26 protein-coding genes are annotated in these 23,686 nt (G+C 64.7%); 10 read left to right on the top strand and 16 right to left on the bottom strand.

Going from position 1 to position 23,686, the window contains the following annotated elements; genetic code table 11:
* Window positions 1-6: 6 nt before the first annotated feature.
* Together rpmF and C8N32_RS02595 are read right to left on the bottom strand one after the other, a co-directional pair.
* On the bottom strand, window positions 7-216 hold the full coding sequence (gene rpmF / locus C8N32_RS02600; RefSeq protein ID WP_107890908.1) for a 50S ribosomal protein L32: 210 nt from the start codon (window positions 214-216) through the stop codon (window positions 7-9).
* Between the two features lie 156 nt (window positions 217-372).
* A complete protein-coding gene (locus C8N32_RS02595) occupies window positions 373-837 on the bottom strand; it encodes a YceD family protein (RefSeq protein ID WP_107891008.1) in 465 nt (154 codons plus the stop codon).
* 146 nt (window positions 838-983) lie between these two features.
* Between C8N32_RS02595 and C8N32_RS02590 the strand changes: the two genes are divergently transcribed.
* Window positions 984-1,439 carry an outer membrane protein assembly factor BamE gene (locus tag C8N32_RS02590; RefSeq protein ID WP_107890907.1) on the top strand — a complete coding sequence of 152 codons (456 nt, stop codon included), beginning with the start codon at window positions 984-986 and terminating at the stop codon, window positions 1,437-1,439.
* Here C8N32_RS02590 and msrB read toward each other — a convergent pair.
* Complete coding sequence (gene msrB, locus C8N32_RS02585; protein ID WP_107891007.1) at window positions 1,424-1,828, bottom strand: peptide-methionine (R)-S-oxide reductase MsrB; 405 nt, start codon at window positions 1,826-1,828, stop codon at window positions 1,424-1,426. The genes C8N32_RS02590 and msrB overlap by 16 nt on opposite strands.
* Before the next feature lie 106 nt (window positions 1,829-1,934).
* On the opposite strand from msrB, the gene C8N32_RS02580 reads away from it, so the two are divergent.
* A complete protein-coding gene (locus tag C8N32_RS02580) occupies window positions 1,935-2,687 on the top strand; it encodes a GNAT family N-acetyltransferase (protein WP_107890906.1) in 753 nt (250 codons plus the stop codon).
* On the opposite strand, the gene C8N32_RS02575 is transcribed toward C8N32_RS02580, so the two are convergent.
* The 3 genes from C8N32_RS02575 to mazG form a co-directional block, all read right to left on the bottom strand.
* Entirely contained in the window at window positions 2,684-3,622 is a 939-nt protein-coding gene (locus tag C8N32_RS02575) for a nucleoside hydrolase (protein WP_207186924.1), read from the bottom strand. The two genes, C8N32_RS02580 and C8N32_RS02575, sit on opposite strands and share 4 nt — an antisense overlap.
* A 101-nt stretch (window positions 3,623-3,723) precedes the next feature.
* Window positions 3,724-4,731: a Fe(3+) ABC transporter substrate-binding protein gene (locus tag C8N32_RS02570; RefSeq protein WP_107890904.1), complete on the bottom strand. Its 1,008-nt coding sequence runs from the start codon at window positions 4,729-4,731 to the stop codon at window positions 3,724-3,726.
* Window positions 4,732-4,806: 75 nt separating this feature from the next.
* Window positions 4,807-5,625, bottom strand: coding sequence for a nucleoside triphosphate pyrophosphohydrolase (gene mazG / locus C8N32_RS02565; RefSeq protein ID WP_107890903.1), 819 nt, complete (start codon window positions 5,623-5,625; stop codon window positions 4,807-4,809).
* A gap of 122 nt (window positions 5,626-5,747) precedes the next feature.
* Here mazG and speB point away from each other — a divergent pair, with 122 nt between their 5' ends.
* From speB to C8N32_RS02540, 5 genes are all read left to right on the top strand, one after another.
* Complete coding sequence (gene speB, locus C8N32_RS02560) at window positions 5,748-6,716, top strand: agmatinase (protein WP_107890902.1); 969 nt, start codon at window positions 5,748-5,750, stop codon at window positions 6,714-6,716.
* On the top strand, window positions 6,713-7,198 hold the full coding sequence (locus C8N32_RS02555) for a DUF1499 domain-containing protein (RefSeq protein WP_107890901.1): 486 nt from the start codon (window positions 6,713-6,715) through the stop codon (window positions 7,196-7,198). The genes speB and C8N32_RS02555 overlap by 4 nt, the downstream gene beginning before the upstream one ends.
* A gap of 30 nt (window positions 7,199-7,228) precedes the next feature.
* Entirely contained in the window at window positions 7,229-8,281 is a 1,053-nt protein-coding gene (prfA, locus tag C8N32_RS02550) for a peptide chain release factor 1 (RefSeq protein ID WP_107890900.1), read from the top strand.
* Window positions 8,278-9,105, top strand: a complete 828-nt coding sequence (gene prmC / locus C8N32_RS02545; RefSeq protein ID WP_107890899.1) for a peptide chain release factor N(5)-glutamine methyltransferase — start codon at window positions 8,278-8,280, stop codon at window positions 9,103-9,105. Before prfA ends, prmC begins: the two co-directional genes overlap by 4 nt.
* Window positions 9,106-9,299: 194 nt before the next feature.
* Entirely contained in the window at window positions 9,300-9,857 is a 558-nt protein-coding gene (locus C8N32_RS02540; protein ID WP_107890898.1) for a DUF4167 domain-containing protein, read from the top strand.
* Window positions 9,858-9,861: 4 nt separating this feature from the next.
* Here the strand turns inward: C8N32_RS02540 and rsmA are convergent, their stop codons facing one another.
* Genes rsmA through lptF form a run of 6 tightly spaced genes read right to left on the bottom strand, consistent with a single transcriptional unit; the run spans window position 9,862 to window position 17,220 of the window.
* The gene (gene rsmA / locus C8N32_RS02535) at window positions 9,862-10,692 is read right to left on the bottom strand and encodes a 16S rRNA (adenine(1518)-N(6)/adenine(1519)-N(6))-dimethyltransferase RsmA (RefSeq protein ID WP_107890897.1); all 831 of its coding nucleotides are present in this window, start codon (window positions 10,690-10,692) and stop codon (window positions 9,862-9,864) included.
* Entirely contained in the window at window positions 10,689-11,657 is a 969-nt protein-coding gene (gene pdxA / locus C8N32_RS02530) for a 4-hydroxythreonine-4-phosphate dehydrogenase PdxA (protein WP_107890896.1), read from the bottom strand. Before pdxA ends, rsmA begins: the two co-directional genes overlap by 4 nt.
* Window positions 11,654-12,901: a peptidylprolyl isomerase gene (locus C8N32_RS02525; RefSeq protein ID WP_146159672.1), complete on the bottom strand. Its 1,248-nt coding sequence runs from the start codon at window positions 12,899-12,901 to the stop codon at window positions 11,654-11,656. Before C8N32_RS02525 ends, pdxA begins: the two co-directional genes overlap by 4 nt.
* Window positions 12,867-14,999 carry an LPS-assembly protein LptD gene (locus C8N32_RS02520; RefSeq protein WP_107890894.1) on the bottom strand — a complete coding sequence of 711 codons (2,133 nt, stop codon included), beginning with the start codon at window positions 14,997-14,999 and terminating at the stop codon, window positions 12,867-12,869. Before C8N32_RS02520 ends, C8N32_RS02525 begins: the two co-directional genes overlap by 35 nt.
* The gene (lptG, locus tag C8N32_RS02515) at window positions 14,999-16,096 is read right to left on the bottom strand and encodes an LPS export ABC transporter permease LptG (protein WP_107891006.1); all 1,098 of its coding nucleotides are present in this window, start codon (window positions 16,094-16,096) and stop codon (window positions 14,999-15,001) included. Before lptG ends, C8N32_RS02520 begins: the two co-directional genes overlap by 1 nt.
* Complete coding sequence (gene lptF, locus C8N32_RS02510; RefSeq protein ID WP_107890893.1) at window positions 16,093-17,220, bottom strand: LPS export ABC transporter permease LptF; 1,128 nt, start codon at window positions 17,218-17,220, stop codon at window positions 16,093-16,095. The genes lptG and lptF overlap by 4 nt, the downstream gene beginning before the upstream one ends.
* A gap of 122 nt (window positions 17,221-17,342) precedes the next feature.
* Here lptF and C8N32_RS02505 point away from each other — a divergent pair, with 122 nt between their 5' ends.
* Both C8N32_RS02505 and C8N32_RS02500 read left to right on the top strand, forming a co-directional pair.
* Entirely contained in the window at window positions 17,343-18,812 is a 1,470-nt protein-coding gene (locus C8N32_RS02505) for a leucyl aminopeptidase (protein ID WP_107890892.1), read from the top strand.
* Window positions 18,813-19,268, top strand: coding sequence for a DNA polymerase III subunit chi (locus C8N32_RS02500; protein ID WP_107890891.1), 456 nt, complete (start codon window positions 18,813-18,815; stop codon window positions 19,266-19,268). It begins immediately after the preceding gene.
* A gap of 77 nt (window positions 19,269-19,345) precedes the next feature.
* Here C8N32_RS02500 and C8N32_RS02495 read toward each other — a convergent pair whose 3' ends face one another.
* From C8N32_RS02495 to C8N32_RS02485, 3 genes are read right to left on the bottom strand one after another with little or no spacing between them, the layout of a single operon-like run.
* Window positions 19,346-19,927 (bottom strand): retropepsin-like aspartic protease family protein, encoded by a 582-nt coding sequence (locus tag C8N32_RS02495; protein WP_107890890.1) that lies wholly within the window; start codon window positions 19,925-19,927, stop codon window positions 19,346-19,348.
* Between the two features lie 58 nt (window positions 19,928-19,985).
* Window positions 19,986-20,603: a MarC family protein gene (locus tag C8N32_RS02490; protein WP_107890889.1), complete on the bottom strand. Its 618-nt coding sequence runs from the start codon at window positions 20,601-20,603 to the stop codon at window positions 19,986-19,988.
* Window positions 20,604-22,448 carry an ABC-F family ATP-binding cassette domain-containing protein gene (locus C8N32_RS02485; RefSeq protein WP_107891005.1) on the bottom strand — a complete coding sequence of 615 codons (1,845 nt, stop codon included), beginning with the start codon at window positions 22,446-22,448 and terminating at the stop codon, window positions 20,604-20,606.
* A gap of 120 nt (window positions 22,449-22,568) precedes the next feature.
* On the opposite strand from C8N32_RS02485, the gene ndk reads away from it, so the two are divergent.
* Window positions 22,569-22,991, top strand: coding sequence for a nucleoside-diphosphate kinase (gene ndk / locus C8N32_RS02480; RefSeq protein WP_107891004.1), 423 nt, complete (start codon window positions 22,569-22,571; stop codon window positions 22,989-22,991).
* A gap of 52 nt (window positions 22,992-23,043) precedes the next feature.
* Here ndk and C8N32_RS02475 read toward each other — a convergent pair whose 3' ends face one another.
* Window positions 23,044-23,682 carry an META domain-containing protein gene (locus C8N32_RS02475; protein ID WP_107890888.1) on the bottom strand — a complete coding sequence of 213 codons (639 nt, stop codon included), beginning with the start codon at window positions 23,680-23,682 and terminating at the stop codon, window positions 23,044-23,046.
* Window positions 23,683-23,686 lie beyond the last annotated feature (4 nt).

Below are 23,686 nucleotides of genomic sequence, written 5' to 3'. Positions count from 1 at the left end.
TCCGGCTTATGCAGCGTCGTCTTCGTCCAGATCAACCTCGTCGGCCTGGGCGACAACCTCACGGTCGTCGTAGTGGCCGCAGGCGCCGCAGACGTGGTGGGGGCGCTTCAGGTCACCGCAATTGGGGCACTCGGCCGGGTTGCCCGGAACCAGGGCATCGTGTGAGCGGCGTTGGTTGCGGCGGGACCGCGTGACTTTGTTCTGAGGGACAGCCATGTCTCAACCTCGGTTTGTGCGGGGCAACGTGCCCCGTGTATTTCAGGGGGGCGAGCGGCGTTTGCGCCAGCCTGACGCACCGTCCTACCCAACGTGTAAACGAGGCCGGGAACATACCCGGATTCTGGAGCGGCGCAAGTCTTTTCTGGTCGTGACTTATTGTTCAAGCCTGCGCTTGAGTCCAGCCAGCCCGGCGAAGGGCTTCAGGTCCGCATCGCGCAGGGGTTCGATGCCCGGACGGGCAAAGACGGCCACGCCCAGTTCGGCGCCTTCCGCGCGGGGATAGAGCGGCACGGCAAGGGCCAGCGCCTCTTCCATGACGGCGAAAAGATCCAGTTCCGCGGGCAGGGGTTCTTCCCGGTCGTCGGGCATTTCGGCCTCTTCGCCTTCGGGGATGGTCAGCCCGCAACGGTAGATGCGGGCGATGTCCTCCTCTATGCGCGTGATGACTGGCGCAAGCGTTACCGCGCAGGGCTGGGTGACGGTTGCGCCCAGATGCGCGTCCAGCCGCCAGTCCCTGCGGGATTCGGGGTGCAGGCGGCCCCGGAAACGCAGTTTTTTCAGCGCGCTCAGGCCCAGCCGTGCGGCAAGGGCGTCACGGGTCTGCGCGTCGGGCGTCATGTCGAAATCGAAGGGTTGGCCGGCGGGCAGCGCGGTCAGGCGTACGCTTCGCGGGGTATCGGTCAAGGCGCGTTCCTTTCTTGAAAGGCGGGCGTTCCTTCTGTAAGCGGATACGAGGCAAGAGGCGGTATGGCAAGGGGGGCAGCATGCGCAAGCCCGCAGGGATCGGAAAACTGGCAATCGCGGGGATATTGGCCGCGGCGCTGGCCGGATGCAGTCCGATTTACCGCAAGCATGGCTATGCCCCGAGCGAAGAGGACCTTTCCGAGATCGTCGTAGGCGTCGATACCCGCGATACGGTTGCCGGTGTCATCGGGCCGCCCGCCGCTTCCGGCGTGCAGAATGACGGCGCGTGGTATTACGTCTCCAGCAATTGGCGCACGGTCGGGTACCGCGCCCCGGAAGAGACCGACCGGCAGGTTGTCGCGATCTCCTTTGACGGGACGGGGACGGTGCGCAACATCGAACGCTTCGGGCTGAAGGATGGCCGCGTCATAGCCCTTAACCGCCGCGTCACGGATGAAAACGTCCAGGGGATCTCCTTCCTCCGGCAGCTTCTGGGCAATATCGGCCAGTTCACGACCGATCAGATCGTCGACTGATCCTTGCAAAAGCTCAGTGCCACGCCGTTGATGCAGTAGCGCAGCCCGGTGGGCGCGGGGCCATCTGGGAAGACATGGCCCAGATGCGCATCGCAGCGCGCGCAGTGGACTTCGGTCCGTTTCATGAAAAAGCTGCGGTCTGTCTGCTCGCCCAAGGCCCCGGTCGCGACCGGGCGGGTGAAGCTGGGCCAGCCGGTGCCACTGTCGAACTTGTCCGCCTGATCGAACAGCGGCGCATCGCAGCAGATACAATGGAATCGTCCCGGCGCCTTTGGAAAGTCGTCATGGGTAAAGGCGCGCTCGGTCCCGTGCTTGCGGGTGACCTTGTAGGCAAGATCCGAAAGCCGGGCCCGCCATTCGGAATCGGTTCTGATGATTTTATCACGCATCGCGTCTTCCTTTTCGTCAAGAATGTGACACATCTTGTGTGTATCCGCCGCTTGAGGAATATTTAGCGGGGCGGCCCGGCTCCGCCAGGTCGCAAGGAACACGTTTATGCTGTCACTTCGCAAAGGGCGCTATGCCGCCCGGCTGGCCGAAACCCCCGAAGACATCCGCGCCGCGCAGCGTTTGCGCTTTGTGGCCTTTCGTGCCGAAAAGGGGCAGCCTGCGGTGGAAGGGCTGGACGAGGACGGGTTTGATGCGCTGTGTCATCATGTGCTGGTCGAAGACCAGCGCGGCGGCGATCTCGTGTGCTGTTTCAGGCTGATGCCGCTGCGGGGCGGAGGGGAGATCGGCCAGAGCTACTCCGCCCAGTTCTATGAGCTTTCCGCCTTGCAGGAATTCGACGGCCCGATGGTCGAGATGGGGCGCTTTTGCATTCACCCGGACTGGAAGGACCCCGATATCCTGCGTGTCGCCTGGGGGGCGATGACCCGCTTCGTCGATGAGGCAGGGGTAGAGATGCTGTTTGGGTGTTCCTCTTTCAGAGGGACCGAGGCCGAAGCCTATATGGATGCCTTTGCTTTGCTCAAGGACCGTCATCTTGCCCCGTCGCGCTGGTTGCCGCGGGTGAAGGCGCCCAACGTGTTCCGCTTTGCGCAAAAACTGCGCCTGCGCAAACCCGACGCCAAGCGTGCCATGCGCGGGATGCCGCCGCTGCTGCGCAGCTACCTTGTCATGGGCGGCTGGGTGTCCGACCACGCGGTGGTGGACCGGGATCTCGGCACACTGCACGTCTTTACCGGGCTGGAGATTCGCGCCATCCCGCCCGCGCGCAAGCGCCTGCTGCGTGCCGACGCCGGTTAAGGCAGGCGGCCAAGGCGCTCTGTCAGCAGGGCAAAGACACCTTCCGCATCCACATCCCCCATGAACGTGGCGTTGGGGGCACGGTCGGTCACGCGCCACCAGTCTGCCACGGTCATGCCGCGGGTCAGTTCGCTGTGGGTTTCGATCTCCACGTTGATATGCCGCCCCGTGAACAGGCCGGGCTGTAGCAGGCAGGCGATCACGCAGGGATCGTGAAGCGGTGCACCGGGGCTTTGGTACTTTTCACGGTCGTAGCGTTCGAAGAAATCGGTCATCTCGGCCACGGCCCGCCCGGTGCGGTTGCCCAGGGCACGGAAGGCCTCGTTGCGGGCGTGGGTGACAAGTACCTTGTGGGTGACGTCAAGGGGGATCACCATCAGGGGAATCCCCGCGCCGAAGACCTCTGCCGCAGCTTCCGGATCGACATAGATGTTGAATTCCGCCGCCGGAGTGACGTTGCCGACCTCGAAATAGGCCCCGCCCATCAGAACGATCTGCGCAATGCGGGGGGCGATGTCGGGGGCGCGGCGCAGAGCCGTGGCGATGTTGGTCAGCGGCCCGAGCGGGCAAAGCGTGATGCTGCCCTTCGGTTCCCGGCGCAGGGTGTCGATCAGGAAATCTACGGCGTGGGTTTTTTGCAGGGGGGGTGTCGGGTCGGGCAGGTCCGGGCCGTCCAGCCCGGTTTTCCCGTGCACATGTTCGGCGGTGACCAGATCGTGCCGCAGCGGCCTGTCGCACCCGGCAAAGACCGGTACGTCCGGACGCCCGGCCAGGTCGCAGACCTTGCGGGCGTTCAAGGCCGTCAGGGGCAGGGGGACGTTGCCCGCGACGGCGGTCAGGCCAAGCACGTCCAACTCCGGGCTGGCCAGCGCCAGCAGAATGGCGACCGCATCGTCCTGTCCGGGGTCGGTGTCGATGATGATCCTGCGGGGCATGGGTATATCTCCTGCCCGGAGACTGGCGCGGGCGCGCCGGGATGTCCAGTGCGCCCGCGACCGCGGTTTCGTCCGGCAGACGCCGTTCCGGGGCGGTTTGATCAGCCGTCGAAATCGGTCTCTTCGACCAGACGCAGGGCATCGGCACGCAATGAGGACAGGTCCATCAGGTTGACGTCATCGCTGGTGAGGTTGCCCCAGCCGCGGACGAGATCCGAGGCTTCCGTGCCGGGGCCCACGGGGTATTCGTAATTCACCTCCGCATAGATTTCCTGCGCCGCGCCGGAGGCCAGGAATTCGATCAGCCGGATCGCCTCGTCCCTGTTGGGGGCCGATTTCGTCAGCGCCACGCCCGAGACATTCACATGGGTCCCGCCGTTTTCGAATTTGGGGAACAGGACGTTGACGGCATTGGCCCAGTCTTTCTGTTCCTCGTCTGTCAGCATCATGCCCATGTAATAGGTATTGCCCAGGCTGATGTCGCACTCTCCGGCCCAGATCGCCTTGACTTGCGCGCGGTCGTTGCCCTGCGGCTTGCGGGCAAGGTTGGCCTTCACACCTTCCAGCCAAGTCCGGGTGACCTCTTCGCCGTGGTGATGCAGCATCGCCGCCACCAGCGCAAGGTTATAGGCATGCGTGCCCGAGCGCGTGCAGATCCTGCCTTGCCATTTCGGATCGGCGAGGTCTTCGTAAGTCGTGATCTCGGCGGGGTCCACGCGATCTTTCGAGGCATAGACGATGCGCGCGCGCGTGGTCAGGCCGAACCAGTTGCCGTCCGGGTCGCGGAACTCGGCGGGGATGGCGTCGTTCAGCACGTCGCTTTGAACCGGCTGGGTGACACCGGCTTCGACCGCCTCGGCCAGGCGCGAGATGTCCACAGTCAGGATGACATCTGCGGGGCTTCGCTCCCCCTCGGCCAGAAGGCGTTCGACCATGCCCTTGCTCAGGAAGGCGACGTTGGTCTCAATGCCGGTTTGCTCGGTGAAAGCGTCCAACAGCGGCCGGATCAATTCCGGCTGGCGGTAGGAGTAGATGTTCACGTCCGCCATGGCCGGAACCGGCGACACTGTCGCAGCGGCCACGGCTCCCAGAATCAGGCTACGGGTCATTCGGGTCTCCTGTTCTCTTGTCCCGCCGCCGGTTAAGCCTTAGTTTTTTTGTCGGGTCAATACCCGATAATATCACTAAGGTTTTTCCCGCGCCTTTTCCGCATTCCAAAGGGCGTCCATCTCCTCCAGAGACGATTCTTCAGGGCGTTTGCCCATTTCGCGCAGGCGCGCCTCAACCCCGGCAAAGCGGCGGGTGAATTTGGCATTGGCGGCGCGCAGGGCCTCTTCGGGGTCCAGCTTCAGGTGGCGGGCGAGATTGGCGATGACGAACAGCAGGTCGCCGAATTCTTCCTCGATTTCCGTCCGCCCAAGCCGGTCGCGTGCCTCGGTCAGTTCGCGGGCCTCTTCGGCGATCTTGTCCACGACCTGTCCGATCTCCGGCCAGTCGAATCCGACCCGTGCGGCCCGCTTTTGCAACTTCACGGCGCGGGTCAGGGCGGGCAGGGCCAGTGCCACGTCATCCAGGGTGCCACGGGCGGCTTTCGCGGCCCGCTCGGCGGCCTTGATGGTTTCCCAGTCACGGGTCTGTTGCTCGGCCGATTTCCCGCGGGGGTCGTTGCCGAAAACGTGGGGGTGGCGGGCGATCATCTTGTCGGAAATGCGGTTGGCGACGCTGTCGAAGGTAAACAGCCCGGCCTCGGTGCCCATCTGGGTGTGGTAAACCGTCTGCAACAGCTGGTCGCCCAACTCGGCCTCAAGATCGTCCCAGTCTTCCCGCTCTATGGCGTCGGCGACCTCATAGGCCTCCTCGATCGTATAGGGCGCGATCGAGGCGAAGTCCTGTTCGATATCCCACGGGCAGCCGGTCTGCGGGTCGCGCAGGCGGCGCATGATTTCCAGAAGGCGCGGCAGCCCGCCTTGCGGATCGTGGACAAGGGTGTCTGAATCGGTCATGCGTCTTCCGTCTGCGGCCTGCGTCTGTGCGAAGGTGGGCGCATCCGGAGGCCATTGTAAAGGCGGGGGCTGGTCTTTGCCCGTGCCCGCGCTAATCTGGCCGCACATGTGCAGGAGAATCCATGGCCCTGGAAGATGCGAAGACTCAGGTAGACACCGCGATCACGCGGGACGGACGCCGGGGGCTGGCCTTTGAAAACACCTTTGGCGGGGTGACCAGCTTTCTGCGCCGTACGCTGACGAAGGACCTGTCCGGGGTGGATCTGGCCGTGACGGGGGTGCCGTTCGATCAGGCGGTAACCAACCGCCCCGGTACCCGCCTTGGTCCCCGCGCCATCCGTGAGGCCAGCGCCCTTCAGGCCGTGGACCCGCCCTATGGCTGGGGGTTCAGCCCACTGGAAGAGTTCGATATTGTCGATTACGGCGATCTCGCCTTCGATTACGCGCAGGCACCTGACTTCCCGTCCGCCTTGCAGGCCCATGCCGCAGGCATCCTGCGGGCCGGGGCGGCGTGCCTCGCGCTGGGGGGGGATCATTCGGTTTCCCTGCCGCTGCTGCGCGCGCACGCTCGGGTGCACGGGCCGCTGGCGCTGGTGCAGTTCGATGCCCATACGGATACCTGGCCCGATGACGATCCCACCCGTATCGACCACGGAACGATGTTCTACAAGGCTGTGAAAGAGGGGCTGGTCGACCCGGCACGGTCGGTGCAGGTGGGGATTCGCACGGTAAATCCGGATCCGCTGGGTATTACGGTTCTCGATGCGCCCTGGGTGCATGAAAACGGCTCCGCCGCCACCGCCGCCCGGATGCGGGAGATCGTCGGGGACGCCCCCGCCTATCTCACCTTTGACATCGACGCGCTGGACCCGGCTTTTGCCCCCGGTACCGGCACCCCTGTCTGGGGTGGGCTGAGCAGCGCACAGGCCGCCGCCATCCTGCGCGGGCTTGCCGGTGTGACCATGGTGGGGGGCGATGTGGTCGAGGTCTCACCGCCTTTTGATACCACCGGGGCCACTGCAATCGCGGCGGCACATGTCGCGATGGAACTGATTTGCCTGTGGGCCTTTCCGCGAAGGGGGGCGCGATGAAACCTGTCCTTGGCCTGGTCGGCGTTGCCCTTATTGCCCTGATTGCCCTGGGTTTGCTGGGGGGGGCCGTCTATGTCCGTGCCGCGCGGGACGACCCGGCCCGCTGGCACGCGGACCCGGAGATGGCGGTGCGCCCTGTCTCACCGAATGCCTTTCTGATTCGTGCGGATACGGGCGACATGGCCCCGCCGGTTTTTCCCGTCCCACCGTCTGTTCTGGCGCAGGCGGTGGCCGATGTCGCGCTGGGTGAACCCCGGACGGTGCTTTTGGCCGGGGCGCCGGAGGATCTGCACATGACATTCGTACAGCGTTCTGCGCTGTGGCGCTTTCCCGATTACATTTCGGTCAGGGTCGGGGCGACGCCGGATGGGGCCAGCCTGTCGGCTTTTTCACGGTCACGGTTCGGGCGTTCCGATCTTGGGGTGAACGAAGCGCGCATGATCCGCTGGCTTGAGGTGTTGACCACGCGGCTGAACACTTGACGCGACGCCCTGCTTGGGTGACAGAACGCCATGGTTCCCTTGGAAAAGCTAGATCAGATCACCCGGCGCTTCGAATATCTCGAAGCCCGCCTTGCCGAAGGCGCGACCGAGGATTTCGCCCAGCTGAGCCGTGAGTATGCGGAACTCAGGCCTGTCGCAGAGCAGATCGCCGCCTACCGCCGCCTGCTGGAGGATATCGCCGGGGCCGAAGCCCTTCTGGACGACCCTGACATGCGCCCGCTGGCCGAAGAAGAACTGCCCGCCCTGCGGGAGCGCCGCCCGGAGATGGAGCAAGCCCTGCGCCTGGCGCTGCTGCCCAGGGATGCCGCCGATGCCCGCCCCGCGATTATCGAAATCCGTCCCGGCACCGGGGGAGAGGAGGCCGCGCTTTTCGCCGCCGATCTTCTGCGCATGTATCACCGCTATGCGGAGGCGCAGGGCTGGAAGGTTTCGGTGATCGAGGAAACCCAGACCGAACTGGGCGGCATCAAGGAGGCGGTTTTCAGCGTTCGCGGGCAGGGGGTGTTCGCACGGCTGAAATACGAATCCGGTGTGCATCGCGTCCAGCGCGTGCCCTCGACCGAATCGGGCGGACGCATTCACACTTCGGCGGCCACGGTTGCCGTTCTGCCGGAGGCTGAGGAGGTCGATATCGACATTCCCGCCAGCGATATCCGGATCGACACGATGCGGGCGTCGGGGGCGGGGGGGCAGCACGTCAACACCACGGATTCGGCGGTGCGGATCACCCACCTGCCAACCGGGATCGTGGTGACGAGTTCCGAAAAATCCCAGCATCAGAACCGTGCCATTGCGATGGCCGTGTTGCGGGCCCGGCTATACGACATGGAGCGGCAAAAAGCCGCTGCGGCGCGTGCTGCCAGCCGCAAGGCGCAGGTGGGCTCCGGAGATCGTTCCGAGCGAATCCGCACCTACAATTTTCCGCAGGGCCGGATGACGGACCACCGTATCAACCTGACCCTCTACAAGCTGGACCAGGTGATGCAGGGCGATCTGGACGAAATCATCGACGCTCTGATCGCCGACGATCAGGCGACACAGCTTGCCGAGATGGAGGCATGACCGGCGGCGAGGCGCTGGCCGCCGCCATCGTTCGTCTGCGCGCGGCCGGTGTGCCGGACCCCGCGCGCGATGCCCGTCGCCTGCTGGCCCACGCGCTGGGGGTGAATCCGGGGCGGCTGACGCTGATTCTGCCGGACCCGGTGCCGGACCTGGCACAGGCCGCGTTCAAGGCGGCCCTTACCCGCCGTGCAGCGCGGGAGCCGGTTTCCCACATCCTTGGACGGCGCGCCTTCTTCGGGCGGGAATTCCGCGTCACGCGCGATGTTCTGGATCCGCGGCCAGAGACGGAAATTCTTGTTAAGCAGGCACTTGGCGAAGATTTTTCAAGCCTTCTCGATCTGGGCACGGGATCTGGCTGTATCTTGCTCAGCTTGTTGGCGGAACGCCCGGCCGCCCGGGGCCTCGGGGTGGATATCTGTGACCGCGCGCTGGAGGTGGCGCGGGAAAACGCCCGTGCGCTGGGTATTGCGCGTGCGGAATTTGCCCGGTCCGACTGGTTCGGGAATGTCTCTGGCCGGTTCGGCCTGATCGTCTCCAACCCGCCTTATATCGCGGCTGCGGAGATGGCGGCCCTGGCCCCGGAACTGCGGCAGTGGGAGCCTGAAATCGCCCTGACGCCGGGCGGGGATGGGCTGGAGGCCTACCGGCGCATCGCAGCAGGTGTGCGGGCGCATCTGCTGCGGGGCGGGCGGCTGTTGGTCGAGATCGGGCCAACACAGGGCGGGGCGGTCAGCGCGTTGGTGGCACAGGCCGGCTTTCAGGACCTGCGCGTGTACCCCGACCTGGATGGCCGGGACCGTGTGATTGCGGCCCGCGCGCCCTGAGACATTTTTGCGGCGGAAAAATTTTTGCTTGTGTTACCCGCCTGTGCATGGTTAGTCGTGTATACGGGATGCGGGTTCCGCAAGCGGAGCCCCCCCGAATGCAAGCCTGAAATGCCCCCGCTCACGTTGTTCCCTGAACACCAATACCGAATCGGGTGGGCAAAGCCAGAACCAAGTCTGGAAAACAGAAAAACATGAGATCATCCAAGTCACGTTCGCGTTCCAAGTCGAACCGCTCGCGCTCGGTGGGCAATATTGTCAACCGGGTCTTCGACAGTTCCGGCCCCGAAGGCAAAGTGCGCGGTACGCCGCAGCAAATCATCGATAAGTACAACCAACTCGCCCGCGATGCGCAACTTGCCAATGACCGGATTGCGGCGGAAAACTTCCAGCAGCACGCCGAACATTACACCCGCCTTCTGGGGGAAGCGCAGCGTGAAATGGATGCCCGGCGTGAGCAGCAGGAACAACAGCAGCGCGAACGTCAGCCGCGCCAGGAACAGCCGGATTCCGATGTGATTGACGCTTCCCGTCCCGATGGCGGTGCCGGGGAGTTGGGCGATACCGTCAACGTGGGCGGTTGCGACCCGGAGAGTGGCCTGGTAGAGACGCCTGAAGGAAAATCCTCCAAACGCCGCAGCCCCCGCTCCACGCGTGGCCCGCGCAAGCTGCGCGATGCGGCGGCACCTGAGGACGTGTCGTCCGAAGCGGTGGACCCGGCGGCACCACAACACCCCTCTGCGGCGGAGTGAAGGCTCAGCCCGCCAGGCTGCGGGCGAGTGCGCAAAACCCCTCCAGTGAGACCTGTTCCGCGCGCAAGCTGGGCTCAAGCCCGGCGGCGCGCAAGTGGGTGTCGATATCCGGGGAGAGGCCTTTCAGGCTGGAGCGCAGCATCTTGCGCCGTTGGTTGAAGGCCGCCGCAACCACGTGGCTGAGTACCCGCGCATCCGCCGGATAGCGCGGGGCCTCCAGCCGGACGAGGTGCACCACGGCCGAGTGGACCTTGGGTGCGGGGCTGAAGGCTTCGGGCGGCAGGCTCATCACGATGCGCGGGGTTGTGCGCCACTGGGCCAGGATCGCCAGCCGGCCATAGGCCTTGCCGCCCGGCGCGGCGACGATCCGCTCGGCCACCTCGCGCTGAAACATCAGGGTCAGGCTGTCCCAGAAGGGCGGCCATTCCTGCGTCAGCCAGCGAACCAGAAGTTCGGTGCCCACGTTGTAGGGCAGATTGGCGACTATACGGATGGGGGGGGTCAGGTGCGCGCGTATGTCCACCTCAAGCGCGTCGGCGTTCAGCACCACCAGACGGCCCGGGCAGGCCGCTTCGATCTCGGCCAGCGCGGGCAGGCAACGGGTGTCTTTTTCCACCGCCAGAACCCGGCGCGCGCCTTCCGCCAGAAGCCCGCGTGTCAGCCCGCCGGGGCCGGGGCCGATCTCCAGAACGTCGCAGGCGGTCAGATCCCCTGCCTGCCGGGCGATTTTCGCGGTCAGGTTCAGATCCAGCAGGAAATTCTGACCAAGCGATTTCTTCGCGCGCAGGTTATGGGTCGCGATGACATCGCGCAGGGGCGGCAGGGTGTCGGTCATGTCCGTGCCCGCGCCATCGTCCGCGCCAGTCTCAGCGCGGCGATCAGGCTCGACGGATCGGCCCTTCCGGTTCCGGCGATGTCGAACGCGGTGCCATGATCGGGAGAGGTGCGGATAAAGGGCAAGCCCAGCGTCACGTTTACCCCGCCCGCGAAATCAAGCGTTTTGATGGGAATCAGCGCCTGGTCGTGGTACATGGCGACGGCCACATCGTAATGCGCCCGTGCCCCGGCGTGGAACATCGTATCGGCGGCGTGCGGGCCTGATATCCGCATTCCTTCGGCGCGAAGGTCCTCCAGGACCGGGGCGATGATCGTGGCATCCTCATGTCCCATCGCGCCGCCTTCGCCTGCGTGGGGGTTCAGCCCGCTTACCGCAAGGCGCGGCGTGGGCAGGGCGAAATCGCACCGCATGGCGTCATGGGTCAGGCGCAGGGTATCGCGCAGAAGATCCGGTGTCAGCGCCGCGGGGACCTCGGACAGAGCGATGTGGATGGTCACGGGGACGACCTTCAGCATGTCGCAGGTCAGCATCATCACGACCCGCTCCACCCCCGCCAGCGCGGCAAGAAACTCCGTGTGGCCGGGATGGGCGAATCCAGCCCCATCCCGGAGGACCTTCTTGTGAATCGGATTGGTGCAGAGGGCCGCCGCTTCTCCCGCTTGCACCAGGGCTACGGCACGCGCGATGGAGTCAATCACCCCTTGGGCATTTTCCGCAGCGGGCCGTCCGGGTGTGGCGGGGGCGGCAAAAGGCAAGGGCAGAACGGGCAGGTGGCTGGACGGGACGCGCGAGGCCTCGGACGGTGAGCCGATCTCCCGAATTGCGGTGCCGCGGGGCAGGTGCGCCGGGTCGCCGATCCAGAAAAATGGCAGGTCGGGGAGGGCCGCGCGGGCTTTAGCCGTGATTTCGGGGCCGATACCTGCGGGGTCTCCGCAGGTCAGGGCAATGGGAAGGCCGGTCATGGTTCGCGGATGATCGCATCGGCCCGCAGTTCGGCCAGATAGCTGTCGGCATAAGAGCCGAGGCGCTGGTTGAGCAAACGCTGGCGGATTTCACCTCGGTCGGGACTGGCCTCAAGCTGTGGGGTGCGGGCACAAAGCATCACGATTTCCGCTCCGCCGCCCCAGGCGCGGGTTATCATTTCTCCCGGATCGAGCTTGGCCAGTTCCATGCCGAGATCACGGGGGATATCGGCCATCGGTTTGACCTCTCGGGTGAGCATCTCTTCGGGCAGGCCCTTGGCGGCACCGTAAAGGTCATCGCAGGTGTCCAGCCGGATGCCGACCTGTTCCGCGCGGGCGGGATCGGGCAGACGGAAGCGGGCGTATTCCACCGATACCGCATCTGCGGCGGGGGTTCCGGTTTCCTCGATCGCGCGCAACTGAAACAGCGCGATGGCCTGCCCCAGGGGGATCGGCTCGCTCACTTCGCCGGGGGCAAGCGTCAGGATCATCGCGGCCATTTGCGGCGGCAGATTTGCCAAAGGGATCCAGTCGATCCGCCCCCCGCGCCCGCGAGAGGAAGAAACCGAATACTGCCGCGCGGCGGACGCAAACCCCCCGGTCGTGGAGATCGTGCGGCTCAGCCTGTCGGCAAGCGCCTGCGAACTGGCCTGCCGTTCAGGCGTGTCCGCCGGCAGGATCAGTTCCGACATCAGCACCCGTGCGCCGCCCTTTCGAGAAGACAGCGCCAGCGCGCGATCGATTTCCGCCTCGGAGATTGTGACTCGCGGGGCGTAGCGGGCGCGCACGACCTCACGCCAGGCAATGCCGGCAGCCACGAAATCACGGAAGGTTTCGCGGGCCACGCCGCGCGCGGTCAAAAGGGCGGTGAATTCCTCTGCCGTCAGGTTGGCGCGGGCGGCGAATTCCTCCATCCCGGCCAGTATGGCCTCGTCTTCGGGCAAAACCCCCAGGCGCGTGGCCTCGGCCACGCGCAGCCGGTCGTCGATCAGTCCGTCCAGGGCGATCTCTTCCGCGTTGCCGGGCTGCCCCAGAACCCGAACCAGGCGGAGACGCTGGGTCAGTTCGTAATTGGTGATTGCCTTGTCGTTGACGATCATCCTTGGAGCAAAGGGTCCGCCCTGCTGGGCTGCCACCGGCACGGCCAGGACGGCCAGAAAAAGGGTCAGGACAAGGCGAAGGCGGGTCATCATCAGTTTCATCCCCAGATCAGCGGGTGCAGCTTCGGTTGTAAGAGCGGTCATCCCGCGCCGTAAACCCGTGCAAAGACACCGTCATGGAAAAATCCGTGGACGGGTCCAGGTTGGTTGACGTTGTGAACCGGCGTGAGAGCGACAGGTCTACCGAGACACATTCATTCCGGTATTCCAGTCCGACCCCGGCGCGCGTGGTCCGGTCGTTAACGAAGTCATAACGCCAGTCGGCCTTGCCGGTCCAGTGCCGGTTGATCCTGTAGGCGGCGTCCGTCACCCACTCGGACAGGTCGTCAGGGCGGTTCTCGACGGCGCTGGCCTCGATCCAGATCAAACTGGAGGAGAGGTCCACGATGTCGGTGCGCCAATCCATCCGGAACTCGTTCCGGGTGAAATCCAGAGAGCTGTCGAACAGGGCGCGGTTGGTCAGGGTCAGATCCTCGTGCAGGCCAAGGTGGAAAGCGACCAGCCAGTCGGAGTTGAGCCCTTCAAGCCCGGACCCGGCGCCGAACTGCCCCAGATCGTCTTCGCGCAGGATACGGCCCACGGTCAGCCCCGAGGACCAGCCGGCCGGGTCATAGCGTGTCCATCTCAGCCCCAGATTGGCGCGCAGCCCCCGCTCCACCCGGTCAGCCCCGGAAAACCGCCCCAGCGAAAAAAGGTTCCCCTCATCGAACTCGACAAAAGTGCTGTCGTCGTTGGGGGGGGTATCGCCATCCTCCCGCGACCAGACCAGTTGGGCGACGGGTTCGAGAACATGGGTCACGCCGCCCTTGCCGGTCCGGCTCAGTGGCCAGCGCAACTCCGCCGCCACGAACGGGGCAACACGGGTGAGGGTTTCAGGGGCGTCGTCATCGTCGCCGATGAGGAAATGATCTATCCGCAAAGCCGTTTGTGAGGTCAATATCAGGCCGCTGGTGCTGATCCAGTCGCCCCGCCAGTCCGCCAGTGCACTCAGGCGGCCCATGTCTCGGCCCAGTCCGCCCGGATCGGCGTCGCTGGTGCGGCGGTGGCCATGAAGATCGAGCCCGAATGTCGCGATGCCGCCGAACCGGGGGGTGACCCGCTTGCGCCAGCTCAGATCCGCGACAAGGTTGGGCAGGGTCCTGTTCGCCTCGCCATCGCGCAGCGAGTGGAAATGTACCAGGTCGCCGGTGATCATCTCATCCCGGCGCACGCGCGTGAGGCTGAGGTTGCTTTTCAGGCGGTCCCGGTCGGAATAGCCGTAATCGACAAGGTAGGCGGGATCGGAGACCATCTCCACCCCGAAATCCAGTTTGAACCCGTCGGGCAGATCGAACGCGCCGTATCCGAATACGTAGCGGCGGGTTTCGTCGCCCTCCAGAGAGTCCCGCGAGAGCGCCCCATTGATTTCCACCTCGCCGTTGCGGAAGGCGTGGCGGTAGCGGAGCTCAAGCGTCCGGGTCTGGCTGGTGGAGAAATAGGGCGTGACGGTAATGTCCGCGTGGTCCCCCAGCGCAATGAAGTAAGGCAGCTTGACCCCTGTTCCCAGGCGGTTGGTAATGCGGGCGCGGGGGATAAGAAAGCCAGTGGCGCGCTCCAGCGTCGGGTCCGGCAGGCGCAGGCGGGGCAGGTAAAAGACCGGCAGGCCCAGTACCTCCAGCCGGGCGTGATCGAAGTAAAGCTGCCGCTCGTCATCGTCATGGATCACCCGCCGTGCCCGGATCTGCCACAGCGGGGTCGGGCGATCCGCGCAAACCTGGCAGGACGACGCCACAACCTTGTCCAACCGGCTGTAGCGCCCCTGCACGCGCCGTATTTCCGCCGCCGCGAGCTGCACCTGCTGGCGAAGCACCATCCGCGCACTGCGCAAAAGCCCCCGCTGCAGGTCGGGCGAAAGCTCTGCGCTGTCGGCGAGGATGACGGTGTCTTCCCCGCGCAGGACCGCGATCGGCCCCTCCAGAGTCAGCTTGTTCGCGGTTTCGTCGTAAACCACCCGGGCAGCCTTGAGGCGGGTATCGCCGTAGAGAACCTCTACCGCGCCTTCGGCCAGCAGGACCCCATTGCCGCGCACCTCCACCCGGTCGGCGATCAGGGTTGCGGGCGGGCTGGCCTCCTGTGGCCGTGCGGCCGTGGCTAGCATCATCACCGCGCAGGCTGCCAGCGAAACAATGCGGAACCGCGCCATCAACCATCCTCCAGGTGCAAAAGCAGCGCCAGCGAGAGAAACATGCCCACCAGCGGTGGCGCCCAGGCTGCCAAAAGCACCGGGATCTGTCCGTTCTCGCCCAGAACCTGTGCGAAGTTGCGCAAGAAAAACAAGGCCAGAGTCATGGCAAGCGCCAGGACCACCATCAGCCCTGTATGCCCGGATCGGGTATGACGCATCGTGAACCCCGCGCCGATCAGGACCATGGCAACGAACATCAGTGGCAGGGCAAGTTCCATGTTCAGCCACACCCGGTGATGACGGGTGGAAAACCCGGCGCGCTCCAGCGCGGCGATGAACTCCGGCAGCTTCCAAACCGGGATGGCAGAGGGGGTGCCGAAACTGTCGCGGATACGCTCCTGCGTAAGGTCGGAAGGCAGGGTGATTTCCGCATGGGTGCTCGCGTCACGTTCGGGGTTGGCCCCGGCAACCCCCAGAGGCCAGCGTTTGGCCTCTTCTATCCGCCAGTAGCCCTGTTCCAGAACGGCATGCGCGGCTTCGATCCGGTCCGAAGGGCGGCCATTGGCATCGAATGACAGGAACGTGACGTTGAAAAACCTTGTTCCGTCCAGATTTGCCTGCGCGGCGCGGATTACGGTCTGCCCGCCAGGTGCGCCCTGGCGCAGCCATAATCCTTCGCCGCTGATCGACAGCACATTGCGGGTATCGTTGCGGTAATGGGCGACGACCTTCTCATACTGGCGCGCCGTCCCGGCCACGATCGGGTTCAGGACGGTCACGCCCAGGACCCCGAAAATGAACGCCGTGGCAACCGGGCCGATCAGGCTGCGCAGGGCGGACCGCCCCGAGGCGCGGACAACGACGAGTTCACTGCTGCGGGCCAGCCCGAGAAACAACACAAGGGTCGCCAGCGCCACGACGATCGGCAGGATGCCGTACAGACTGCCGGAGACGGTCAGGGCGGCCAGATGCAGGGCCTCTCCGGCGGAAACCTCGCCATCGTATCGGCGCAGCTGGTCAACCATGTCGACAAGGGTCAGGAAAACCAGGAACAGCCCGGCCAGTGAGAAAAACGCCGCTGCGAATTTGCGCGCGAAATAAAGATGCAGGATCATGCGGAGGCGCTCCGTGTGGCCCGCCGCCAACGTATCGTTCGCGCGCTCAGATACATCAGCATCCCTCCGATCAACAGCCCGACCATCGGCGGCAGATAGACCAGCGGCCAAAGCGTTTCGTCGTGTCTGGCGATTTCGGTCAGGCTGTTGTCAAGCAACTGTAAGCCCACGAGTATCCCGATCGCCAGAAGGATCTGCCGCCATAGTCCGAACCGGCTGAACCCGCCGACAACGAGTGCCGCGAACCCGATCAGGACCCCGGCCACGGCCATGAGCGGCTGCCCGGTGCGGGCATGGGCCTCGGTGAGAAACTCCGCCCGTGTGGCGCGTGCGGCCTCAATCCGCTCCGACGTGGGCGAAAGCAGATCCGGCGTCGGCAGAATGCGCAGATCCAGACGACCCGTGTTCGGCTGGCTGAGAAGTGCCGCTACGTCATAGGTGAGGTCCGAGAAGCTGGTCGTTGCAAGGCGCTGGTTCGTCAGGTGCAGGGCCTGTACAAGCCCGTCGAACATCAGCAGTTTGGGCCCGGTTTCTTCCTGCACCAGCAGCGCGCGCTGGGCGGTGTAGGTGATGCGCCGGGTCGTGCCGCGTGCATCCGAGAGGAATACGTCCCGCAGTTCCCCGGTGGGGGTGATCTCGCGGATGAAAAAGGTGATGCCATTGGCCGGATGAAGAAAGCGCCCCTCCGTCAGCATGCTGGCGGTGACGTTGTGGGCGATCTCATCCTCGCGCAACTCAAGCTGTGCGCGCGATGCGGGCACAAGAAAATGCGTGAGAATGCCCGTGAGCAGGGCCACGACAAGCCCGAACGCCAGCACCGGGCGTGCCAGGCGGTACGGGCTGAACCCCATTGCCTGCATCACAACCAGTTCGCTGTCGGCGGTCAGGCGGTTGATCGTAAAAACGGTGGCTGCGAACCCGGCCACCGGAAGGACGAGACGGATAACATTGGGCAAGGTCAGCGCGGTGAATTCAAGGAAGACCAATGCCGGCTGCCCCCCGCCGATCAGGGAGTCGAACAACGCCACGGCGCGGTTGACCCAATAGATGGATACCAGCACCAATGCGAAAAATCCGAACAAGACCATGAGGCGCGACAGCAGGTATCTGTCGAATCTTTTCACCCGTACCCCCCAGCGTGACGAACGCCCGAGACCCTAGACCAATTAAATGGGACGGAAAACTGATATCTGGCAAAGCTGCGACACAGGCGGTACCTATCAGTCAGTCAAGAATGGAGAGTCAAATGACCACCCCGATCGGGATCACCTTTGTCGAGAATGATCTGGACGCCATTGCCGGGGCCACGGGCCGCGTTGCGGTCTTCGTTGGGGCCGAAGGCAAGCTGGACCAGTTGGCCCGCCGCGTGAACCGCCTGTGCAAGGGCGCGTTGGGCCGGTTTGCCGCAAGCGAAGCGTTCGCCGATCTCAAGCCCGGCGAAGCCGCCGCGCTGGCCTGCCCGGCCGGTATGGAGGCAGAGGCGGTCGACGTCGTACGTCTGGACCGCAAACCCACCCGTGAGGATGCCCGCAAGGCGGGTGCGACGCTGGCGCGAAGGCAGGGCAAGGCGGATGTCCTGATTCTGGTTGGTGCGAATGCCGGCGCGCCGGATATTGCCTTTGGATTCGCGATGCGCGCCTATGAATTCACCGCGCATAAAACCGAGAAGGCCAACCCCCGCGGTGCCGTGCGCGTGATGGCCAGCACCCCCGAGCAGGTCGCCGCCAAGGCCGGGCCGATGGCCGCGCTGGCCGAGGGCGTGTTTTTCACCCGCGACCTCGTGAACGAACCCGCCAACGTCCTGACGACCGACGATTTCGCCGCCCGCCTTGCCGCAATGCAAGAACTTGGCCTGGATGTGGAGATTCTCGAAGAGGACGATCTGCGCAAGTTGGGCATGGGCGCGCTGCTGGGTGTGGGGCAGGGGTCGGAAAGCCCTTCCAAGGTCGTGGTCATGCAGTGGAATGGCGGCAAAAAGAACGATGCGCCGCTGGCGCTTGTCGGCAAGGGAGTGTGCTTTGACAGTGGGGGCATTTCGCTCAAGCCGGCGCTGGGCATGGAAGAGATGACCATGGACATGGGGGGCGCCGGCGTTGTGGCCGGCGTCATGCGCACGCTGGCCCTGCGCAAGGCCAGGGCGAATGTCGTGGGTCTTGTCGGGCTGGTGGAAAACATGCCCTCCGGCAAGGCCCAGCGCCCCGGCGATGTTGTGCGCTCGATGAAGGGCGACACGATCGAGGTCATCAACACCGACGCCGAGGGACGGCTGGTTCTGGCGGATGTGCTCTGGTACGCGCAGGAGCGATTCAACCCGGCCGGCGTGATCGACCTGGCGACCCTGACCGGGGCGATCATCATCGGCCTCGGGCATGAGAAGGCCGGCGTTTTTTCCAATGACGATGCGCTGTGCAATGCTTTCCTGAAAGCCGCCGGGAGCGAATGCGAAGGCGCGTGGCGCATGCCCCTTGGTGAGGCCTATGACAAGGCGCTGAAATCCCAGGTTGCCGACATGAAAAATACCGGCGGTCGTCCTGCCGGGTCCATTACCGCGGCACAGTTCCTGAAGCGGTTCGTCAAGGATGGCTGCGCGTGGATTCACCTTGATATCGCCGGGGTCGCGCGGGTGAATGAGGAAACCGCGCTGGCCCCAAAGGGGGCAACCGGCTGGGGGGTGCTGTCGCTCGACCGGCTGATCGCGGACCGCTTCGAGGTATAAGTGGGCGCGGCGTTTTTCTACCACCTCACGCGCCGTCCCCTTGAGGCGGCGCTGCCGGTGCTTTTGGAAAAATCGCTTGAGAATGGCTGGCGCGTCGTGGTGCGGGGCACCGACGACGCGCGGCTGACCTTCCTTGATGAAAAGCTGTGGATGGGGGACGGGTTCCTGCCACATGGGCGGGCGGGCAGCGGTTTCGACGCCGATCAGCCCGTCCTTCTGACCCTTGCCCCGGACATTCCCAACGGGGCCGCCTGCCTGATGGCTGTGGATGGTGCCGCGATTTCAACGGAAGAGGCGCGGACGCTGGAGCGGGTGTGCATCCTTTTCGACGGGAATGACGCCGCAGCGGTGGAAAAGGCCCGCGGCCAGTGGCGCCATCTCACCGGGGCCGGCGTTCATGCCCAGTACTGGTCGGAAGAGTCGGGGCGTTGGGAAAAGAAGGCCGACAGCAGGTAAGCGGTTTCGGGCCTCCTTTCATCACCCCATCCGGGCAGGCCGGCCGCCGCCGCGTCCCGTTCCCGAAGTTTTTCTTGTCATCGTGTCAGGATCAGCCTGTTGTCGGCGATCTCCATCCGGGCAAAACGTTGCAGGTAGGTCATGCCCAAAAGCGAATCCTGCATTTCGCCGCGGTTCACCCAGGCGCGCATGTTTTCATCCATCACCGGGCCAAGGCGAACTTCGTCGAGGGTGACGCGGGCGGTTTCCACCACCCCGTTGGCGGTATGGGCCTGTCCGAGATAGTCCAGTTTCCTCAGGTCCACCCCCACGCGCAGGGCGTCCTTTTGGGTCAGGACAATTTCGCTTGCCCCCGTGTCCACCACGAACCGCACCGGGGTGTCATTGATCAGCAGGGTCAGGTAGAAATGCCCGTCCGGGGCGCGCGGAACCTCGATCCTCTGGCCCTGTTCGAACACTGTCTGCCGGGGGGATACCTGCTGACGAATATCGGACCACAGGCCCACCCCTGCGACGACGCCAAGGAAAATCAGCCCCCAGATCGCGGCCTGCTGTGCGGTTTTGCCAAGACGGTTGCGGTTCTCGACAAAGAAATATCCCGCGATCGCCGCCGCCAGCAAAATCAGGTAGATCAGCCGCCCGATATCGTCGCCCGCCATGGTGCCCCCTTCCCAGCCTCCCCCAACATAGGTCTTTTCATCGCGAAGGGCAGGGGGGTCAGCCCGGAAGCCCGAAATCGCGCAGCCCATCCAGTACGAACTGTACTGACAAAGCCGCCAGCAACATCCCCAGAAGCCGGGTGATGACATTTGTCCCGGTCCGTCCCAAGGCCCGTTCCAGCAGACCTCCGGCCAGAAAAAGCACCAGCAGGATGCCCAACACACTCAGCATGACGAGGTTGATCAGGATCATCTCGAGCGGATGGCCGGAGGCCTTCCCCATCAGCAGAATCATCGAGGCGATTGCCCCCGGTCCGGCGATCAGCGGTGTAGCCAGCGGGAAAACCGAAGGATCGGGGCGTTCTTCGTGGGACTGATCCTCTCTTCGCTTGGCGCGCCGCTCGAACAGCATGTCCAGCGCGGTCAGGAAGAGCAGGATCCCGCCGGAGATACGGAACGCCGGCATGGAGATCCCGACAAATGTCAGGATCGATTCCCCGAACAGACCAAACAGCATCAGCAGCAGCGCCCCGAGGCCCACCGCGCGCAGGGCGATGCGCTTTCTCTCATGGCTGTTCATGCCCTGGGTCACGGCGACGAAGACCGGGGCCAGCCCGATCGGGTCGATGATGACGAACATCGTCACGAAGGCGGAGATGTAGAAGGTCAGGTCCATTTACTCAGCCGCTTCCAGCTTCTCCAGCGCATCCATCCACAGGGCTTCGGCCCTTGCGAGCGCCTCTGTCACTTCGGCGAATTTCTGCTGCCAACGCTGCGCCTCGTCCAGCCGGGCCGGGTCATAAAGGTCGGGTGCCGCAAGCTTCCCGGATAATTTATCGCGCATTTCCTGTAATTTTTCCACGCGCGCCTCGCATTTGCGCAACTCACCGCGCAACGCCAGTATCGTGTCACGGTCGGGGCGTTTGAAAGGCTTTTCCACCTTTTCCGCCTTTTCAGGTTTGTCCCCGGCCAGAAGAAGCTTGCGATAGCTTTCCAGGTCGTCTGCGTAAGGTACGACGCGCCCATCCCTGACCAGCCACAGGCGGTCCGCCACCAGTGAGAGAAGATGCATGTCATGGCTGACCAGAACGACCGCTCCGGTATAGGCCGTCAGCGCCTCGACGAGCGCCTCCCGGCTTTCGATGTCAAGGTGGTTGGTCGGCTCGTCGAGGATCAGAAGATGGGGGGCCTCCAGCGTCGCCAGCAGCAGCGACAGCCGTGCCTTTTGCCCACCGGACAGGCGTGCGACCTCCGTTTCCGCCTGATCGGCACCGAGGCCGAAACCCGCCAGCCGGGCGCGCAACTTCGCGGGCGGTTCCTCCGGGCGCTCCCTGCGCAGGTGGTCCAGCGGCGTCTCGTCAAGGTGGAGCGCCTCCACCTGGTGTTGGGCGAAATAGCCGATGCGCAGTCGCGATGCGCGTGTTACGCGCCCCTCCAAAGCGTCGATCTCGCCAGCCAAAAGCTTTGAAAGCGTGGATTTCCCTTCCCCATTGCGGCCCAGAAGGGCGATCCTGTCATCCTGGTCGATGCGCAGGTTCAGCCGCGCCAGAACCGGTGTGCCGTCATACCCGGCCGCGCCCCCCTCGATCGCAATGATCGGGGGGGAGAGGGTTTCCGGGACGGGAAAGGTGAAAACGGTGCGCGCGGCCTCCTCGGGCAGGATGATCGGGGTCATCTTTTCCAGCATTTTCAGCCGTGCCTGCGCCTGCTTTGCCTTCGTTGCCTTGTACCGGAAGCGGTCCACGAAGCTTTGCAGATGGGCGCGCCTTGCGTCCTGCTTTTTGGCCTCGGCGGCCTGGATGGCGCGGGCCTCGGCGCGGGCGCGGGCAAAGCCGTCATAGCCGCCGGTATAAAGGGCCAGCCGGCGATCCTCGAGATGCAGGATATGTCCGACGGCACGGTTCAGCAGCCCCCGGTCATGGCTGATCAGGATCACCGTATAAGGATAGCGGGCAAGATACCCCTCCAGCCACAGCGCGCCTTCAAGGTCGAGATAGTTCGTCGGTTCGTCCAGCAAAAGCAGATCGGGCCGGGCAAAAAGCACGCCCGCCAGCGCCACGCGCATCCGCCATCCGCCGGAAAACGCCCGGCAGGGCATGGCCTGTTCCTCGGCCGTAAAACCCAGCCCCCGCAAGATGGACGAGGCCCGCGCCTCGGCAGACCAGGCGTCGATATCGGCCAGCCGCGTCTGCACCTCGGCGATGCGGGCCGGGTCGGTCGCGGTGCGGGCTTCCTGCAACAGGGCGCTGCGCTCCGTGTCGGCGGCCAGCACCGTTTCCAAAAGGGAGCTTTCGCTGGCCGCGACTTCCTGTGCCACACCGCCGATACGGGCGCGGCGCGGCACCTCGATGACGCCGCTTTCCAGCGTCAACTCCCCCCGGATCAGGCGGAAAAGCGTTGTCTTCCCCGCCCCGTTGCGCCCCACCAGGCCTACCTTGTGCCCGTCGGGGATGATGGCGGAGGCGTTCTCGAACAGCGGGCGGCCTTCGATGGAAAATGTGATCTCGGACAAACGCAACATGGGCCGGGTGTGCCGCAGCGCGCGCCCCGCGTCAATCACGGCTTTTCAAGCGCGCCCCCCCATGATAGCAGGGCCGCGAAATTTCACGCCGCCCGCGCGGCAAAGACAACGGGAACCGACATGGCCATTCAACGCACCTTCTCGATCATCAAGCCGGACGCCACCGGGCGCAACCTCACCGGCGCCATCAACGCCAAGCTGGAGGCCGCGGGCCTGCGCATCATCGCGCAAAAGCGAATTCACCTGACGAAGGCACAGGCGGGCGCGTTTTACGCGGTCCACAAGGAACGTCCTTTCTACGACGAACTGTGCGAGTTCATGGCCTCCGCCCCGATCGTGGTGCAGGTTCTGGAAGGCGAAGACGCCATTGCCAAGAACCGTGAAGTGATGGGCGCCACCAACCCCGCCGAAGCCGCCGACGGGACCATCCGCAAGGAATTCGCCCTGTCGATCGGGGAAAATTCGGTGCATGGATCCGACGCTGAAGACACCGCCGCGACCGAGATCGCCTATTTCTTCGCCGGTCTGGATCTGGTCGGCTGAAGCACCTTTTTGGCGCAGGTCTCGGGGCTGCCCTGGGGGTGGCCCCTTTGCGTTACGGCCAGCGGTGCGTATCCGGGGTCAGAACCAGAAGGCCACCTTCCGGCCCTTCAAGGTGCAGCAGTCCGGTGCCTGGATCAAAGCGCAGACCGGTCGCCGCCTGGAAAGCTTCGAAGATCATGTTCTCCTGCCGCATCAGGTCTTCCGGGCAGGCCTTGCGCGTGGAGGCGAAAGGCTGGGCGATCGTGAAGGCGCCCCCGGCGACATTCACTTTGCCCTGGAACTGGTTGCAGCCGGTGCTTCCCCAGGCGCGGCCTTCCGGGTCGAAGGCGATCCAGGCGTTTCGGATTTCCTTCTCTGGTGAGGCTTCTGCAATCCGCCACACGCTGCCTTGTCCGGGGGGCGGGGCGCTGCCTTCGCCCAACGCCGAGGCCCGGACCCAGCCTTCGACCCCGCGATAGAGGGTCTTGCACCAGGCCCCCTCTTCGGTTTCGGTGCAGCCCCGGTTGGGCAATCCATCCGTACCCGCCGGGATGGCGGATACCCGTGTGCCTGAGCCGGGTTTGTCGAACATTTCCAGCATCCGGCCCGTTTCCAGCCGGGCGACGCTGAAGTGATCCGGGCCATCTGCGGTGGCCTGCGCCGCAGCGCCCCAAATGGACAGGCAAACAGCCAGTGTTGTCAGGTGTTTCATGGGT

Source organism: Rhodovulum imhoffii (assembly GCF_003046545.1).
In the GTDB taxonomy this organism is placed as follows: domain Bacteria; phylum Pseudomonadota; class Alphaproteobacteria; order Rhodobacterales; family Rhodobacteraceae; genus Rhodovulum; species Rhodovulum imhoffii.
Note: the sequence above shows the minus strand (reverse complement) of the source record. Positions and strands in the feature narration are given on the sequence as shown.

Excerpts from the sequence above, each read along its gene's own strand:
- rpmF (WP_107890908.1), bottom strand. The coding sequence starts at position 216 with ATGGCTGTCCCTCAGAACAAAGTCACGCGGTCCCGCCGCAACCAACGC.
- C8N32_RS02595 (WP_107891008.1), bottom strand. The coding sequence starts at position 837 with ATGACGCCCGACGCGCAGACCCGTGACGCCCTTGCCGCACGGCTGGGC.
- C8N32_RS02590 (WP_107890907.1), top strand. The coding sequence starts at position 984 with ATGCGCAAGCCCGCAGGGATCGGAAAACTGGCAATCGCGGGGATATTG.
- msrB (WP_107891007.1), bottom strand. The coding sequence starts at position 1,828 with ATGCGTGATAAAATCATCAGAACCGATTCCGAATGGCGGGCCCGGCTT.
- C8N32_RS02580 (WP_107890906.1), top strand. The coding sequence starts at position 1,935 with ATGCTGTCACTTCGCAAAGGGCGCTATGCCGCCCGGCTGGCCGAAACC.
- C8N32_RS02575 (WP_207186924.1), bottom strand. The coding sequence starts at position 3,622 with ATGCCCCGCAGGATCATCATCGACACCGACCCCGGACAGGACGATGCG.
- C8N32_RS02570 (WP_107890904.1), bottom strand. The coding sequence starts at position 4,731 with ATGACCCGTAGCCTGATTCTGGGAGCCGTGGCCGCTGCGACAGTGTCG.
- mazG (WP_107890903.1), bottom strand. The coding sequence starts at position 5,625 with ATGACCGATTCAGACACCCTTGTCCACGATCCGCAAGGCGGGCTGCCG.
- speB (WP_107890902.1), top strand. The coding sequence starts at position 5,748 with ATGGCCCTGGAAGATGCGAAGACTCAGGTAGACACCGCGATCACGCGG.
- C8N32_RS02555 (WP_107890901.1), top strand. The coding sequence starts at position 6,713 with ATGAAACCTGTCCTTGGCCTGGTCGGCGTTGCCCTTATTGCCCTGATT.
- prfA (WP_107890900.1), top strand. The coding sequence starts at position 7,229 with ATGGTTCCCTTGGAAAAGCTAGATCAGATCACCCGGCGCTTCGAATAT.
- prmC (WP_107890899.1), top strand. The coding sequence starts at position 8,278 with ATGACCGGCGGCGAGGCGCTGGCCGCCGCCATCGTTCGTCTGCGCGCG.
- C8N32_RS02540 (WP_107890898.1), top strand. The coding sequence starts at position 9,300 with ATGAGATCATCCAAGTCACGTTCGCGTTCCAAGTCGAACCGCTCGCGC.
- rsmA (WP_107890897.1), bottom strand. The coding sequence starts at position 10,692 with ATGACCGACACCCTGCCGCCCCTGCGCGATGTCATCGCGACCCATAAC.
- pdxA (WP_107890896.1), bottom strand. The coding sequence starts at position 11,657 with ATGACCGGCCTTCCCATTGCCCTGACCTGCGGAGACCCCGCAGGTATC.
- C8N32_RS02525 (WP_146159672.1), bottom strand. The coding sequence starts at position 12,901 with ATGACCGCTCTTACAACCGAAGCTGCACCCGCTGATCTGGGGATGAAA.
- C8N32_RS02520 (WP_107890894.1), bottom strand. The coding sequence starts at position 14,999 with ATGGCGCGGTTCCGCATTGTTTCGCTGGCAGCCTGCGCGGTGATGATG.
- lptG (WP_107891006.1), bottom strand. The coding sequence starts at position 16,096 with ATGATCCTGCATCTTTATTTCGCGCGCAAATTCGCAGCGGCGTTTTTC.
- C8N32_RS02505 (WP_107890892.1), top strand. The coding sequence starts at position 17,343 with ATGACCACCCCGATCGGGATCACCTTTGTCGAGAATGATCTGGACGCC.
- C8N32_RS02495 (WP_107890890.1), bottom strand. The coding sequence starts at position 19,927 with ATGGCGGGCGACGATATCGGGCGGCTGATCTACCTGATTTTGCTGGCG.
- C8N32_RS02490 (WP_107890889.1), bottom strand. The coding sequence starts at position 20,603 with ATGGACCTGACCTTCTACATCTCCGCCTTCGTGACGATGTTCGTCATC.
- C8N32_RS02485 (WP_107891005.1), bottom strand. The coding sequence starts at position 22,448 with ATGTTGCGTTTGTCCGAGATCACATTTTCCATCGAAGGCCGCCCGCTG.
- ndk (WP_107891004.1), top strand. The coding sequence starts at position 22,569 with ATGGCCATTCAACGCACCTTCTCGATCATCAAGCCGGACGCCACCGGG.
- C8N32_RS02475 (WP_107890888.1), bottom strand. The coding sequence starts at position 23,682 with ATGAAACACCTGACAACACTGGCTGTTTGCCTGTCCATTTGGGGCGCT.